Below are 15,081 nucleotides of genomic sequence, written 5' to 3' on the forward strand. Positions count from 1 at the left end.
AAACCGGACAATGTTAGTCTCTTGAAATATTGTTAATGAAATTAATTGAGGAGGTAAAGAAATGCAGATAAAGAGATTATGTCCGCAGGATGCGGGGGCCTACTATACTATTCGTTTAGAGGCTTTAACTATGAACCCTGAGGCATTTGCTGCAAGTTTCTTGGAGGAGAAGAGGCAATCTGCTGAAAAATACTCAGAAAGATTTCAAGGCGATGATTCCGTTACGTTTGGGGCATTTGATGAATCGGGACTGATTGGTACCATTACGTTAATCCCAGAAAAATTAATGAAGCTTAAACACCGTGCATCAATTGTTGCCATGTATGTAAAGCCTGAAAAACGAGGAAATGGTGTAGCTAAACAACTCATGGGAGCAGTGATTCAAATGGCAGGATCGTTAGAAGGTATTGAACAAATCCATTTGACAGTAGTCAGTTCCAACTCAGCTGCGATTAGACTTTATTCTTCATTTGGATTTAAAACGTATGGTATAGAGAAAAACGCATTAAAAATAGATGGAACCTATTTCGATGAGGAATTAATGGTGTTATTTTTGAGCTGAAGGGTAAGAAATGGATCAATAACAAACTGTGATTGATCCTTTTTGTATTAACGATCTGTTTCCTGAAAATCAATTCCTTTGAGCTCTCCAGTTTTTGTAGTATATTTAATCCTTACAAAAACACCGAATTCTTTGTCGGCCTCTTTGAGCCATAGTTTAAACTTCTCGATTGTCATGTCCCCGTCTAATTCGCTCCCTTCATGCAAGTAGTCAATAATGGATGCTTTTGGATATTTTGATTGGGTCTCTTTCATGGCAAGTTGTCCCCATTTTGCGTAAGAAGGCTCAACCGGTTCGTTAATGATTATTTGCTGGTCTGTTAGTGCAGAATGAGCGGTAAATACCATTCCAAGTGCAATAACTAAATTTCGCATTTCAAGTTCATCTCCTTTTTTATAGGATGTCGAATTTAACTAAAATAATACAAAAAAGCACCACCCAGTTAAGGGTGGTGCTGGATAATTTTAATTAAGTAAAGCCGCCTTTGCCGTATTTAATCATAGAAAGTTTTAAACCACCACTCCTCAAAGTGGGTGTTCGCAAAAACATTCCTGTCTGTCCCAATCAGTATTGGATAGGGCTTGCCATTCCTGTTCTTATATAAAACTCCCTTTTACAGCATAAAGGTTAAAACTTAATGTTATACGTACAATGCAGCTTATGTTTATATAATACACTGGTTTTTCTGCGTTTTCAATGGAAATTTTTGACTAATGAGTATTGATTTACGAAATAATAAAACAACGATGATTTCACGAAGAATAAGGTATAATAAGAAAAATTCAGTGGGTTCACTGTTGAAGAAGGTGATTGTATTTGAAACAACGAGAGCAATGGACATCGAAGATAGGTTTTGTTTTAGCCGCCGCAGGTAGCGCTATAGGACTTGGGGCTATATGGAAGTTCCCTTATATGGCAGGAACGAATGGTGGCAGTGTTTTTGTTTTGTTATTTATTATTTGTACATTGGCAATAGGATTGCCGATATTGTTAGCAGAATTCGTTGTCGGAAGAAGGGGACAGCATGATGCGGTTACCTCTCTTAAACGACTTGCACCGGGTCGTAGCTGGTATTTGATTGGTTGGCTTGGCTTAGGATCTTCGTTTATCCTTTTATCTTTTTATAGTGTGGTTGGGGGATGGATTCTATCTTATCTTGCGAGGGCAATCGTATCACGTCTAAATACATCCGATTATGGTGGGCTATTCGGTTCGATTATTGCAAATCCGATGGAAGTGTTGTTTGCTCAGGCAGTCTTCATGATCATGACGATATGGATTGTGCAAAGCGGGATTAAAGGCGGAATTGAGCGTGCAAGCCGATGGATGATGCCGTTATTATTCATTTTCTTCATCATACTTGCGATACGATCGTTGACGCTTGACGGTGCTATGGAAGGAATCCGTTTTCTCTTTGTACCGGATTGGTCGTATTTAACCGGAAAGACATTTTTACTTGCTCTTGGACAAGCCTTTTTCTCATTAAGCGTTGGTGTAACGGCGATGCTGACCTATGCGTCCTACTTGCCGAAGGAAGAAAAACTTGGTCAATCAGCGTTCAATGTCTCCATATTGAATATTTTCATTTCTCTCTTAGCGGGAATCGTCATTTTTCCAGCTGTTTTCGCGCTTGGACAATTACCTGATGAAGGGCCGGGACTTATATTTGTCATCTTGCCAGCTATATTCAATGAAATTCCTTTAGGTGGATTTTTCATGGTGCTGTTTTTCATCCTACTATTATTTGCGACACTAACTTCTTCGATTGCCATGCTGGAAATTGTTGTGTCGACAGGAATTGGGAAGAAACATGAATGGAGAAGGAAAGCTTCTTGGTTGTTCGGATTGCTTATTTTCATCGTAGGGATTCCAAGTGCTCTATCGTTTGGAGTTTTATCGGATGTGAAAATGCCTGGGGGCTCGATTTTTGACTTCGCTGATATTTTGACAAGCCGAATCGGATTACCAGTCGGTGCACTTCTTATCTCATTTTTTGCGGGCTTTGTATTGACGACTGCTGAAACAGATGATGAATTAAGAATGCATCCATTTCTAAATCGTTCATGGAAATTCATCGTAAGAATTGTTGCACCTCTTGCCATCATCGTTATTTTTATCGCATCATTTTTAACATGAATAAAAACCGTCTACATTGTAGAAGTGTAGACGGTTTTTATTTCATTTAACAAGACTTTTCATAAACGGATGTCGGGTTTCCGAAAATATCATAACAGTCCGCAATTCTTGACCATCCATACTTTTCATAATACCCAATATGATCGGTCGTCAAATATAGCCTGTCGTATCCCTTTCTTTTTGCTTCGCCAACCGCATGATCCATTAACTTTGAGCCAATCGCTTGTCCCCTGTAATCCGGGTCCACATACAAACACGCAAGCCACGGAGAGAGGTCTTGTCGACTGACCAGATCATTCCGTAAAATGGCATATGTTCCGATTATTGTATCGCCCTCAAGCGCTATGTAAAATGAAGGAACGCTTTCAGTTGTCGAATGTCCCATACAGTCCTCGTAAAACTTATAATTTGCTTCGTTTCCCCATTGCTCCCAAAACGCTTTTGCTGACCTTTCGAAAAGATCTTGTCTTTCTTGTACTGATAGAATTTCCATTTATGTAACCCCCTTCACTTTTTACTATACTTTAAAGGAAATCAAAAACAAATGGCGAATTATACTTACAAATACGCTTTTGGGGGAGATAAATGTGGAAGTGAAAACAGTCGCTACTTTTGAATGTGGAATTATCGAGAAGGAATACCAGTTGGTAGGGGAGAGCATTACCGCAAACTTTCCTGAAGGATTCCCGGATGCTGCCATTAAAGTTCAAATGGATTTTGAAAGAAGATTAGATGAGGTTGCGAATTGGAAGAGTAAACAGGTCTTATTCAGTCCTTATATGTCCAATGGTATCTTCGCAACTTATTTCGCTTGTTTAGAGGTTGATGAGATTAAAGACGTCCCTGAGGGTATGATGGCTCTTAAACTACCATTAACGAAATACGCAAAAATCAGCTGCTCAAATAAAACGGTTGGCCAGGGGTATAATAAATTATTTGCCTGGATGGGGGAAAATGGACATAAACAGAAACAATACAATGATTCCTGCCCAATCGAAATATTCTATCTTGAGGAAGACACAGAGGAAGAAGTTGTTGAAATTTTAATGCCGATTCAATGAGTTAAGAACCGGACATCCAAATAGGATAGTCCGGTTCATATTTTATACATTACTCTCGAGCATGTCCATTATTTTTACAGTGTCCTAGTAATGGCTATTTTTCTGTACATTGCATGAATCTTTGGATTTTCTTTTTCCCATGCTGCGTTTCTTGGAAATGGGATATTGAATTGCTTTTCCATCTCTTTCATTAAACTGACAAGTAGAATATCCTTTTTGGGTTGATCTGCAAAGATAATCTTCTCGTATTCACTCTGATAATCCGCCAATGACTTCTTAGCGGCCATTTCAATTCCTCCTTAGACCCTATTTCAATTAAAATCCAAATAGGGTAGCCATAATCCAAGCTGAAGCGTAGAACACCATAAACTGTACCCCTGCTCCAATGCCAAGGATGCGATTCAAAAGACCACCAACAGCAGCTACAGTAAACGTAAGGGCGATACCGACAAATTGCGCCTCATGAAAAGCAAGCAGACATGCCAATCCAAGAAACATTGCAACAATCGCTTCCTGGCTCACAAATTTCATAACGATAACGGAAGCTTTTCTTGCATAGTTCATTGAAAAAGGATATGCAATGAGTGAGGCCACAACGAGACCTATCAATCCATAAATGAAGAAATCCCATGACGTCATGTAAGTATGCAAGTTATTGACAGGATCGACAGTGAAAACGGGCGGTGCATTGAACAAAGGAGAAGCCGGCCCTAATGCAACGGGACTCAAAGGAATCCCAAACGCAATAAGTGGAATGATCGCTTCTGCAATATATGTAGACTCCGTAACACCATTCATCACTGTTAAACTTGTTGTCGATTTTTTATAAGCACCTTTCGTACGGGACCCAACGATTTCACCCATTAATGAAGTCATACCGACTGGGCTGAAAACGAAAGTTAATGAAGAAATAAATGTCGTAATCGCGGTGAAAAACTTCTGCCTGTTAGTAAGTATCTTAAACGGGTTTGGAAAGTATCCTTTCCATGCTTTAGTTTCAGGAGCAAGGTTATACTCCTTAGGCTTACTTCTTTCTATTGAACGTTTTGCACTTGCGGAAGTCGCAAACAAAATATCAGAAAACATAGGTCCGACTGCAATTCCTAAAAAGAAGCTGATCGATAAATGTTTTTCCAATAGGGTGAAACTCATTAAATCTAAACTTTTTATAAAGAAAGCAAAAGGAATAATCATTAAAACACTTACCCATCTTCCTTTTGAGAAGTAGGCGATTAATATAGCTGCTAGTGTAAATATGATTCCAGCTGAAGATTTAAAGAAGTCGGCAAACTGACCTAAGAATTGCCCTAAGAGAACCGCTGTTGGAAGGGCGATAAAAGCCCCAATGATACCTCCGGATATCATCTTTCTAAGAGCGACGTGGGGCATTCCCATTCTTCTGAGTGTATTGGCATGGTCAACTAAAGGAACCGCCGTAGTATCACCAGGAATCCCCATTAAAGCTGTTGGTACAGCATGCGTTAGGTGCTTTGCCAAAACAGCGGCCATGAAGAATGAAAAGACCGCTACTGGAGGAGCACCCAAAAGGATGACCAACAGGGTAAGGGGAACCATGATAGCTGTTTCGTCTGTCCCGGATATCAAACCGATCAACGAAAATACAATTGCTCCGATTAATGCAAATAAAAATGCCGTTAGTAATAAGCTCATTTCTTCACTTCTCCTCCAAGAGCTCTAAACTGCTCAAGAACGCCAAGTTCCTCTAACTCTTTTTTAGTGATTGGGTCGTTCTCGATTAACGCTAATTCTTCATCCACGTCTAATTGTAAATCCTCAAAAACTTCTTTCATACTTTCAAATGATGTCTCTTCTTCAATCAATATTCGTTTTGGTTTAAATACAAAAGAACAAAATACTAATGAAAGAACGGTTCCTGTAATCCCAAGAAGTAAGGAATAGGACGCGACCATATTTTCACTAGCGATAGATGGGAAAAACCAGAGGCCGAGATTGTATCCACCTAAACTAACTGCAACACTTATAATAACTGAGAAGAGTAATTGGTTAGGGACAATGGTATCTCCAAGTATTTCTAAATACTTCTTTTGCTCTGTTTCCCGCGAATTGGAATGCTTATCAGTCAAATTATTCACCTCTTTGAATTGCTTTAGTGATCTCCAAAATCCGATCGTATCGTAAATCTTTTTCTGCTACCGCTTTGGCCACAATCCGATCAATATCAGATTTATCTGCGCCAGCCATAACCGCTAAATTTCTTGCGTGTAGGGACATATGACCACGCTGGATGCCTTCAGATGAAAGAGCACGAAGTCCAGCGGCATTTTGTGCAAGTCCTGTCGCAGCAATACAACCAGCAAGCTCTTCAGCAGAACTTATTCCCATAATTTTTAACGAAGCTTGTGCAACTGGATGCGTTTTCGTAGCACCACCAACTATTCCGACCGCCATAGGAAGCTCAATTGAACCTGACAAGTTGCCGTCCGCATTTATTTCGAACTTCGTCAAGGATCTGTAATGTCCGGAAATGGAAGCGTAGGCATGGGCACCCGCTTCTACAGCACGAGTGTCATTGCCTGTCGCTAAAACAACCGCTGAAATACCGTTCATAATTCCTTTATTATGTGTAGCTGCACGGTAAGGATCAAACTCCGCAAATTCATAAGCACTAACAATATCTTTCACAACGTCTTTTCCTCCAAGAGCTTCGGCTGAAAATACTGCACGTGCACGAATTAGTCTACGATCAGCTAAATTTGAAATGATCCTTAGAATTACTCTACCACCTGTGATCGATTCGATAATAGGTGCGACGGATTCAGCCATCGTGTTTACAGCATTTGCACCCATTGCATCTTTTGTATCGACGATGAGGTGGATAACAAGCATAGTATGATTTGTGGTTGGAATAATATGCACTTCTAAATCTTTTACCCCACCGCCTAAAGAAACTAATGTTGGGTCTTTCTCATTGCAATGGTTCATAATCTCTTCTTTATGTTCAAAGATTTTGGCTTTCGCTGCATAAGGATCAGCAATATCAAGAACTTGAATTTGCCCACGCATGATTGTTCCGCTCATCGATGTGAAGAATCCACCATGTTCATAGGTAGCTTTTGCCGCATTACTTGCAGCCGCAACAACTGATGGCTCCTCAGTTGCCATCGGAATGAATGTATCTTTCCCATTTACTTTAAAGTTAGTCGCAATTCCTACAGGAATACTGATTTGGCCCACGACGTTTTCAATCATCGAATCTGCAAGGTCCATAGGTAGTGGTTGATTAGCAGATAGATAGGCTAACTCATCCTCTGTTAAACCGCGATCTTTTGTTACAATATCAAGTCGTTCTTTAACGGATAAACGATAAAATCCGGGAATTCTTGTAGTTGTCATTCTATACACTCCTCGTTTTGTGTAGTGGCATTCAACTAAGTTGAATGCAGTTACACAAGATGGTACATGAAAATAGACTTAATGTAAATACGTAAAATACACTTCATTCCAAATAGATATATTTTTCAAACTACAAGGAATCTGTCTGAATGTACATAGTTAAAACTTGTGCTTCTGTATCATCAGTTGAAAGAAAGATATGGGGAATAGTTCCTTCAAAATAAGCGCTATCGCCTTGGTCTAAGAGATGTAATTCACCATCATAATAAAGATTAATAGAACCGGAAAGAACATATATAAATTCATCCTCTGCATGTGTAAAAGGTTCTACTAATTCTGCTTCAGGCAAAACTGTAACGATTACAGGTTCGATTTTGCTGAAATGGGTGCGCTTTGCTAAGGTTTCATATGTATAACCAATTTCTGCATTACCGACTTTTAAAGTTCTTTCTGTACTTTTTACAATCGACAACTTATTTTGGTTATTCGACTCCAAAAAATAGGATAAAGGTGTATTTAATTCTTTTGCGATTTTAGATAATGTTGCTAATGCGGGAGAAGCTTGTCCATTTTCAATTTTGGAAATGTGATTCTTAGTCAAATTGCATTTATCCGCTAATTGCTGTTGAGTAAAGGACTTGTTAAGTCTCGCTTCTTTAACCTTCCGACCGATTTGTTGATGATAGATTGTACTCACCTCCTTTTTATTAAAAAGATAACAACTTCAGTCAAATTATACTCTACTTTGGTAAGAAAACCATAAAAAAACAGTCTCTAAGGCATACGGCCGAATAGGACTGTTTATACGGGATCAACCGTTGTTCCGACGTTTGTCTCGATAGGTGATAAATGTTAATGTTATTCATCACTCCCTTTTAAAGTTCCCCCCAACAATTTTACCAAAACTCTCATTTTTTTAATGCGAATAACTGAATAATCCGAACGATTTGCGGAGTAGAAAAGTTCGTTTCTTTATTTAATTGGAACTAATATCCAAATTTATGTAGACATAATAAACTACCATCTCTATGATAATAAGTAATAGAATGGGAGGCTAAAGATTTGAAAAAGATATTTTCAATATTCATTGCTGTACTAATTGTGTTTGGCTGCTTACCACAGCAACAGACTTCAGCAAGTACGTTTTCTGATGTCCCTACGTCGCATGGATTTTACAAAGAAGTTTCTTATCTTTTAGAAAAGGGAGTCATCTCGCCTTCTAAGAAATACGGCGTGAACGATAAGGTAACGCGTGCCGAAGTTGCGCTCATGGTATCTAAGGCAGTGGGGTTAGAAGGAACGAAGAAACCAACCAAATTTAAGGACGTTCCCGCAAGCCATAATGAATCAGGCTATATTGACTCAGCAGTAAAAGCGGGGGTTATCTCAGGTTTTTCTGATGGTACATTCCGTCCGAACGAGTTTGTTGATCGCGGGCAAATGGCTATGTTTTTAGCACGAGCTTTTGATTTAAAGGTGGAATCAGGTACAAATTTCAAGGATATGTCGCCATCTGTGGCATCGTATTCTTCCGTTAAAAAGATCATTCATGCTCGCATTACTTCCGGGTTTTCAGATAATACCTTCAGACCAGCTGAAAAGCTTACAAGAGGGCAGATATCCGCATTTCTAGCTCGTGCCATGCAAGGGGGGAATGTAGCTATTCCGAAACCACCATCGAAACCATCAGTAGACACGACTCCGAAGCCACAACCGCCTGTTGACGAGAAGCCTGTCACACCGACACCGCCAGTTGAAGAACCGAGTGAACCTGAAAAGCAAGAAGTTCCACTTGAGTATTTAACTGCTGAACCAGAGTTTGTGAATGCTTTCTTGGCTAAGGTCAACGAGGAACGTGCTTCAAAAGGAGTACAAAATTTGACTCTCGACACTCAACTTGGCTATGCTGCCAACTTCAGAGCGAAAGATATGGCAACCAACAATTACATGGGGCATTATTCTCCTACGTATGGTTACTATATAGAAACACTTACAGACTTTGGGATCAACTACTCAATGTCTGGTGAAGTTGTCAACCAGTTCTATAACTCTGGCGACCATACAGGCAATGCTACAGTAAGTATTTTCAGTTTCTTCAACAGCCAAGGTCACTATGAAGACCTTATGTATTCTGGTTATGACACGTTGGGAATCGGCTATCAGTATAGTCCACAGAATGAAAACTACTATGTAGCAGTCCTTCTAATCAAAAAGTAAATAGCAAATATGAGGAATAGAGACTTGGTCTCTGTTCCTCAATTTTTAACTATACGCTTAGAAATCAATCGAGAGGAGAATGCCATATGAATTTTGGCGTTTTTAACTACCATTTATACTGTTAATTTACTATTGAAACATAAACCGAACACACTACTTGCAAACATGTACTGTATGAACACTCATCTGAGGCGCTTATTTTCTTCTGGTTACTCTTGTTTGCTGCTTGTACCAGGACCTCATAGTTTTATGAAGTTCATCTTTTCCTCGATGACGGATGCGTGCCTATTATCCATATGGCGTGAAGATCGGGCATCCTGCATATGCTAAAAAGCACGATCGCGATGGCTATGGATGGGCGTGTGAGTAATGGCTAAATTCACATTGGACCGAATTGATAATGGGATTTACGTATTTCTTTGGAGTGAAGATGAAGGTAAACAACTACTGATTCCCAAAGATACGGTTAACCACGATTTAAGGGAGGGGGATATCGTCGAAATAACGAGAAATGGCGATCAATACGATATCACCTTGTTAGAGGAAGAAACTCAAGATATGAAGGATAGAGTAAGTGCATTACTAGAGAAACCGAAAAACAAAAAGTGAGTGCAATGACAAGAAGCAAATTCTCCTATATGAATAGCTTCTTGTTTTTTTACTATAATGATGAAGACTTTGAATTGGTATTGTCGAGGTAATCAGGTTGATACAGACCATTCAGCCCCACACTTATTCTTTTTTAGAATATTTGCGACCATAATGCTTTGATAAAATATGTATAACCATTAAGTTTCTAAGTCATCGTTTTGATGAATGTCATTGTACCTTTTAGTTTAGACCCAAAGAACCTGAATTAATAGCAGAAGAATTAGGCGACTGTGATGTAAGGAAAGGGTAATTGAAGTAAGAAGCATTTATAAAAGATGAAAAATAAGAGCATTCGGTTACCACATAGCGTATTTGCGCGGAAGTGCAAATGTACCAGATTCGGTTCCATGATCACGGCATACACATGCTTCTATACTAATTTCAGAAGGTGTAGATGTCGGTAGCTGCGGAGAAATTGGGGAAGTAAGGTGGAAAACCATAAAAAAACAGCCCCTAGGCATCCGGCCTAATAGGACTGTTTCGGAGAAGTATCGTTGTTCCGACAATACTTCCAAGGGTTTGGCACCCAATGATTCCGACTGGGCTCGAACCAGCGACCTCTACCCTGTCAATTTTGTATCCCTTATACAAACTGGTTAAGCCGAGTTAATTCGGTTTAAATAAATATGATTTTATAGGGATGTAGTTCATCGGAGAACAATTCAGTAAAAACAAATACGGTACAGAAAATTAATTATGCGGACAAATTGCAGACAAAAAAGTAAGCAGGTGGTCTGTATTACTTTAATATTGAAACAGATTATTACAGATGAACATTGGTTATCGGTTGAAAGGATTCAACATCATGTAGTAATTACCGATTTTTAGTGGTGGATATTCATTTAATCATGGGGCTTCCCCGAAATCTACTGGAGCTGTCACTCCTTTTTCCTGCGTTGGCAAGGCTGCATCCTCGTTATCCTTCATTAGCTCCTGTCTTCGCTTCACCACATAATCACGGAGCAATAGTCTCTTCTGAGTCACTGGATGTTGAGGACATGATATTCTCCAAAGTCTTTGAAATTATTCACTTAAAGTAACAGACGCTTTAGTATTTAGGAGTAAGACGAACGCAGACAATCAAATCATAAATCGTCAATTCCTTTATTTGCAAAGGGTACATTTTACTTAAGTGCTAACCTTCGGGGTACCGCTATTACGCTGAAATTACGCAGGATTAGAGGATTTTCGTCTATTTTGGAGAATCATATTAGTGGAGGTAAGCGTATGTGGAAAGAAAAGTATAAAGAATTAATGTTTTCGAATGATGCCTCGAAAATCGATACGGTTGAAGGTGGAAAGTTAAAACTCGAAAAATTACCCGTATTGTATAAATACTCTGGAATAGACAAGTACTCCTTGGCTAATTTATCTAATGATACGGCTTGGTTTCGCAATGCAGCTGGATTTAATGACCCTTATGATAGTGCATTAAGTATAGGGAATAGAGCTTTTTATGAATTTCAACACAAAGATGTCTTGGTTAATGAATTATCTAAGATTTTTCAAACAAATACAGAAGAAATCAGTAAGATTATTTCTGAATTTCCCATTGAAGAAGGGGTGGAAAAATTATTAGAGGAACATTCCCCAATCGGGCAAAGTGTAGATGAGTTTAAAGGGAAATTCAAGAAGTTTATTAAAGAAACGGATGAATTGTTAGAAAGGCATTCAACAAACATATCCGGTTCATATCAAGAATGTGTTTATGCATCTTGTTTTAGTGAAGATCCATTATCAATGTTAATGTGGAGTCATTATGCAGATAATCATAAAGGCATGGTTCTCGAATATGATTTTTTAAATTTAGATTCGAGTTTTCATGAAGAAACGTTATGGGCATTACATCCAGTGCTATATACAAAAGAATTAGTAAATCTCAATAATTATCTTGAGCACCAAGATAAGATTGATGTTCCCATTTTAGCTGCAATAAGTAAGCTTGATAAATGGGTTTATGAAAAAGAATGGAGAATGTTGTTTCTTTCTAAGTCTGAAGAACAGGGTAAAATTATCAAACTTATAAAACCGAAAAGTGTTATTTTGGGCGCACGTATTGAACAAATGCATAAAATCATGATTTCACTTGATGCAAAGAAGAAAGGTATCCCTGTTAAGCAGATCAAGTTGGATAGTACAAAATATCAATTATCAATTGTTGATTTTAATGAATTTGACTAATATTATTTCACTACATCACTTCTGTAGTGCGTTTTTCTTTGCCGAAAAAAGGAGGTTGGAGGATTTCCATTTTCTTTGGCAAATAGTGGTCATAAGGTTTAGAATCGTAAAATTAGAACAGTCGAACTAAAACTTTTAATGCACCTTATTAACCATATTGAATCAACTGGTATTCCATTTGTATTCATCCAATGCAAGATTGACACATCATAATGTTGAAACGAATCGTGCCTCGTAATGGGCTATTCCTTATCATAAATTTAAGCAGTTACCAGGATTGGAGCAGCAACGTTGGAGAACGTTATGGCGAAGATGTATAGAAAATTAGGTCAGTACAAATACCTGTTTTTATAATAATAGAGATGTTTAAATCAGCGGCACATTATATATTGAAATGAAGATGATTTTACATTAGAAAGGTGATAAAATTCATGACTTCAAATAATACATGTATATATACTAAACAGTCTCATGATCACGCTTTTATTAAATCCGGAGATCACATAATCTTGGCTGCAATTGGTGGTATGAAAAAACTTCCTAAATCTTATGTATCTCATGAAGTGAATAATTTATTTTCTAAATTAGAAAAACGCTTTTCTAGAGAATCTCTGATCTCTATGATTCGTCAATTTGAAGGTCCAGGAAAACGTGGAAATTTAAATGATAAAAAAGCATCTAAGTCGAATATTTGCGTAATTTCTTCTCAAGAAGAAACTGAAGATATCAAAGAAAAGTATTCACTTGGATATATTAAATTAGCAAAACCATATGTGATTAATCATTTCATTTTTTCTTTCGAAACTGATACAATTGCTATCTCTCTTGACCCGAATTTAGTTAAAGATAATGTAAGCCAAGAGCAAGCAATATTAAATTTTATAGAATCTGCAAAAAGCTTTAAAGAATATACTCTTATAGTGGAAGAAAATTTACCGAATACCTTAGCCCTTTTTGGTGAATCTGATAAACAATGGTTTTTAGCTGTAAAAGACAAAGAGTTAGCTTCAGTAGCCCAAAAATTTATTGAGACAATTATGAATTCGGAATCTGTTGATATGAATGAGTCTAAGAAAGGATCAAGTCAAGTCAAAGCTTATCAACATTATAATATTGATTTAGAAGGAAATAATCGTATTATAGCAAAAATGGCTTTCAATTTATTAGCTTCAGAGAAAGGTTTCGAGTTTGTATTAGAGTCTAAATTTGATTTGATTCGGGATTGGATATATTTAGGTACGAATAACCTGTCATTTGTTGAAATGATTCCGAGAGATAAAGATTTAGAAGAGCGCTTGATACCATTTTGTCCTGATAAAGCACATTACATAATTATCATTCAAGAAGGTGATAGTCTCATTGCTCTTGTTAGCTTTTATGGGGAAGCGTACTCACATATTGTTAAATTAGCAGATCTTGATTCAGATGAGATTGTTCTTCAATATCCTATAGGTTTAATTTGTGATTGGAAAAATAGGAAAGAGTATAGTTTGTTGGAACATATATCCACAATTACTGAATTGGAGTGAACAAGTAACTATGAAGGATATAAAAATTATACCGAAAACCCTATAAAAAGATTAACGTACTGGAAATAATCAGACAAGCCTTTGATGAACTTATGATTTAAGTTATTCTGATCCATAAAGAATGCGATGAAGGGTATTATCTTTGGATTCTTAATTATTTTTAAGTATGTACAACAGATAAAAAATATTATAGGTTAGCTAATTTTGTTCTGAGGGATAGCGCTAAATATTGCAATACGACACTTTGGTATTAATTAATTATAAAAATGCTCATTCATTTAGAGTGCAGGGAACTGATTAGGGTCGGTATCTAATCTAAATGGGGACGTTTTTTTGTATTTTAACGCCACTATTCATCCCCTGAAATAAGGATGACAGGTATTCCTCCCCGGTGCGCAGCGGTCGCAATGCAGAGAATAAATCTGTCACTTTTTACTCAACTTGTTCTCTCGCCCTGACTGCTGCATGTGAAATATAATATGATACTTGGAAATTTGGTCGAATGAGAAAAATAAATCTTTGGAGGTTAAGATGAAAAAAATTTCTAAAGACAAATGTTTGGGAAATAATTATAGCTTTTGGATGTGTTTTGTTGTTAACTGTTATGATTCTGTATTATTTAATAGGGTTTAATGCAAAAACAGTTTTTTGGCAATCTGTATTACCCAGTGTGTTTGTTGATATATTAAGTGTTTTGGTAACTACTTTTTTAATTACCAAATTAATTGAAATTAAGAGGGACTATAAAGAGAAAGAAGAATTTTATAGAGTGTTAAAAAATAAGCATATAAAAATGATTTATCAATTGGAGTATGATTATTTGTCTGTTATTTCCACCGTAGAAGGAAAAGAAATTTCTCAAGAAATATATCTAACAGATGTATTAAACTATCTAGAAAAGCAGGATGATAATTTTCTGAACCATATTATCTTAAAAAGTGGGAAAGAAATTAGTAGGGAAGAAGGATTTAATTCTATGAGACAGGATAGCTTAGAAAAATTACATAACTATATTAGTGTATATGGAACCTTAATGCCTTTAGATTATAAAAAAATTTTATTTGAATTAGATAACATATTAGATGGTTTAATAGCTTCTAGTTTATCTGTTAAAATATCAGGCATAAAAGAATTTAAAAATGAGCAAGAGAGTTTTGTAAAGATATTAAGTGAATTGGTCACCTACTTTGATGATATCGATAAGGGCAGAGTTTCTGTAAAAGGAAATAAAAATTATGGTTGGGGTATTATCTTATTAGTAAGTCTAATATTTATTGTTGCTAGCTGGGTTATTAACTTTTGCATATACTTATACAATATGTAATTCATAATTATTTCCGCCATAGTTTTTTTATCATCTAGTGATAAA

Annotated in this window: 15 protein-coding genes and 1 pseudogene; 9 read left to right on the forward strand and 7 right to left on the reverse strand. The window is 37.1% G+C overall.

The features are described 5' to 3' along the window. Positions 1-61 precede the first annotated feature (61 nt). A complete protein-coding gene (locus P5G49_RS10460; protein WP_301243654.1) occupies positions 62-562 on the forward strand; it encodes a GNAT family N-acetyltransferase in 501 nt (166 codons plus the stop codon). A 47-nt stretch (positions 563-609) separates the two neighbouring features. On the opposite strand, the gene P5G49_RS10465 is transcribed toward P5G49_RS10460, so the two are convergent. Then, complete coding sequence (locus P5G49_RS10465) at positions 610-936, reverse strand: DUF3889 domain-containing protein (protein ID WP_301243655.1); 327 nt, start codon at positions 934-936, stop codon at positions 610-612. A gap of 442 nt (positions 937-1,378) precedes the next feature. Between P5G49_RS10465 and P5G49_RS10475 the strand changes: the two genes are divergently transcribed. Beyond that, positions 1,379-2,698: a sodium-dependent transporter gene (locus P5G49_RS10475; RefSeq protein WP_301243656.1), complete on the forward strand. Its 1,320-nt coding sequence runs from the start codon at positions 1,379-1,381 to the stop codon at positions 2,696-2,698. A 46-nt stretch (positions 2,699-2,744) separates the two neighbouring features. Here the strand turns inward: P5G49_RS10475 and P5G49_RS10480 are convergent, their stop codons facing one another. Beyond that, the gene (locus tag P5G49_RS10480; protein ID WP_301243657.1) at positions 2,745-3,191 is read right to left on the reverse strand and encodes a GNAT family N-acetyltransferase; all 447 of its coding nucleotides are present in this window, start codon (positions 3,189-3,191) and stop codon (positions 2,745-2,747) included. Positions 3,192-3,285: 94 nt separating this feature from the next. Between P5G49_RS10480 and P5G49_RS10485 the strand changes: the two genes are divergently transcribed. After that, positions 3,286-3,759, forward strand: coding sequence for a GyrI-like domain-containing protein (locus tag P5G49_RS10485; protein ID WP_301243658.1), 474 nt, complete (start codon positions 3,286-3,288; stop codon positions 3,757-3,759). A 74-nt stretch (positions 3,760-3,833) separates the two neighbouring features. Here the strand turns inward: P5G49_RS10485 and P5G49_RS10490 are convergent, their stop codons facing one another. From P5G49_RS10490 to P5G49_RS10510, 5 genes and pseudogenes are all read right to left on the reverse strand, one after another. After that, positions 3,834-4,046 (reverse strand): hypothetical protein, encoded by a 213-nt coding sequence (locus P5G49_RS10490; RefSeq protein ID WP_301243659.1) that lies wholly within the window; start codon positions 4,044-4,046, stop codon positions 3,834-3,836. A gap of 28 nt (positions 4,047-4,074) precedes the next feature. Next, positions 4,075-5,430, reverse strand: a complete 1,356-nt coding sequence (locus P5G49_RS10495) for a tripartite tricarboxylate transporter permease (RefSeq protein WP_301243660.1) — start codon at positions 5,428-5,430, stop codon at positions 4,075-4,077. Next, positions 5,427-5,864 carry a hypothetical protein gene (locus P5G49_RS10500; protein ID WP_301243661.1) on the reverse strand — a complete coding sequence of 146 codons (438 nt, stop codon included), beginning with the start codon at positions 5,862-5,864 and terminating at the stop codon, positions 5,427-5,429. The genes P5G49_RS10495 and P5G49_RS10500 overlap by 4 nt, the downstream gene beginning before the upstream one ends. Before the next feature lies 1 nt (position 5,865). Further along, positions 5,866-7,155, reverse strand: a pseudogene (locus P5G49_RS10505) (hydroxymethylglutaryl-CoA reductase, degradative); the annotation flags it as partial. 109 nt (positions 7,156-7,264) lie between these two features. Further along, positions 7,265-7,831, reverse strand: coding sequence for a helix-turn-helix domain-containing protein (locus P5G49_RS10510; protein WP_301243662.1), 567 nt, complete (start codon positions 7,829-7,831; stop codon positions 7,265-7,267). A 365-nt stretch (positions 7,832-8,196) separates the two neighbouring features. Between P5G49_RS10510 and P5G49_RS10515 the strand changes: the two genes are divergently transcribed. The 6 genes from P5G49_RS10515 (at position 8,197) to P5G49_RS10540 (ending at position 15,036) form a co-directional block, all read left to right on the forward strand. Then, a complete protein-coding gene (locus P5G49_RS10515) occupies positions 8,197-9,351 on the forward strand; it encodes a CAP and S-layer homology domain-containing protein (RefSeq protein ID WP_301243663.1) in 1,155 nt (384 codons plus the stop codon). A gap of 277 nt (positions 9,352-9,628) precedes the next feature. After that, positions 9,629-9,721, forward strand: coding sequence for an excalibur calcium-binding domain-containing protein (locus P5G49_RS10520; RefSeq protein WP_301243664.1), 93 nt, complete (start codon positions 9,629-9,631; stop codon positions 9,719-9,721). After that, positions 9,721-9,960 carry a DUF3006 domain-containing protein gene (locus P5G49_RS10525; protein ID WP_301243665.1) on the forward strand — a complete coding sequence of 80 codons (240 nt, stop codon included), beginning with the start codon at positions 9,721-9,723 and terminating at the stop codon, positions 9,958-9,960. The genes P5G49_RS10520 and P5G49_RS10525 overlap by 1 nt, the downstream gene beginning before the upstream one ends. A gap of 1,269 nt (positions 9,961-11,229) precedes the next feature. Further along, entirely contained in the window at positions 11,230-12,183 is a 954-nt protein-coding gene (locus P5G49_RS10530) for a DUF2971 domain-containing protein (protein WP_301243666.1), read from the forward strand. Between the two features lie 509 nt (positions 12,184-12,692). After that, positions 12,693-13,712, forward strand: a complete 1,020-nt coding sequence (locus tag P5G49_RS10535; protein WP_301243667.1) for a hypothetical protein — start codon at positions 12,693-12,695, stop codon at positions 13,710-13,712. 592 nt (positions 13,713-14,304) lie between these two features. Then, on the forward strand, positions 14,305-15,036 hold the full coding sequence (locus tag P5G49_RS10540; protein WP_301243668.1) for a hypothetical protein: 732 nt from the start codon (positions 14,305-14,307) through the stop codon (positions 15,034-15,036). The last annotated feature ends 45 nt before the right edge of the window (positions 15,037-15,081 follow it).

Origin of the sequence: Sporosarcina highlanderae (assembly GCF_030433715.1) — a bacterium.
Classification (GTDB): domain Bacteria; phylum Bacillota; class Bacilli; order Bacillales_A; family Planococcaceae; genus Sporosarcina; species Sporosarcina highlanderae.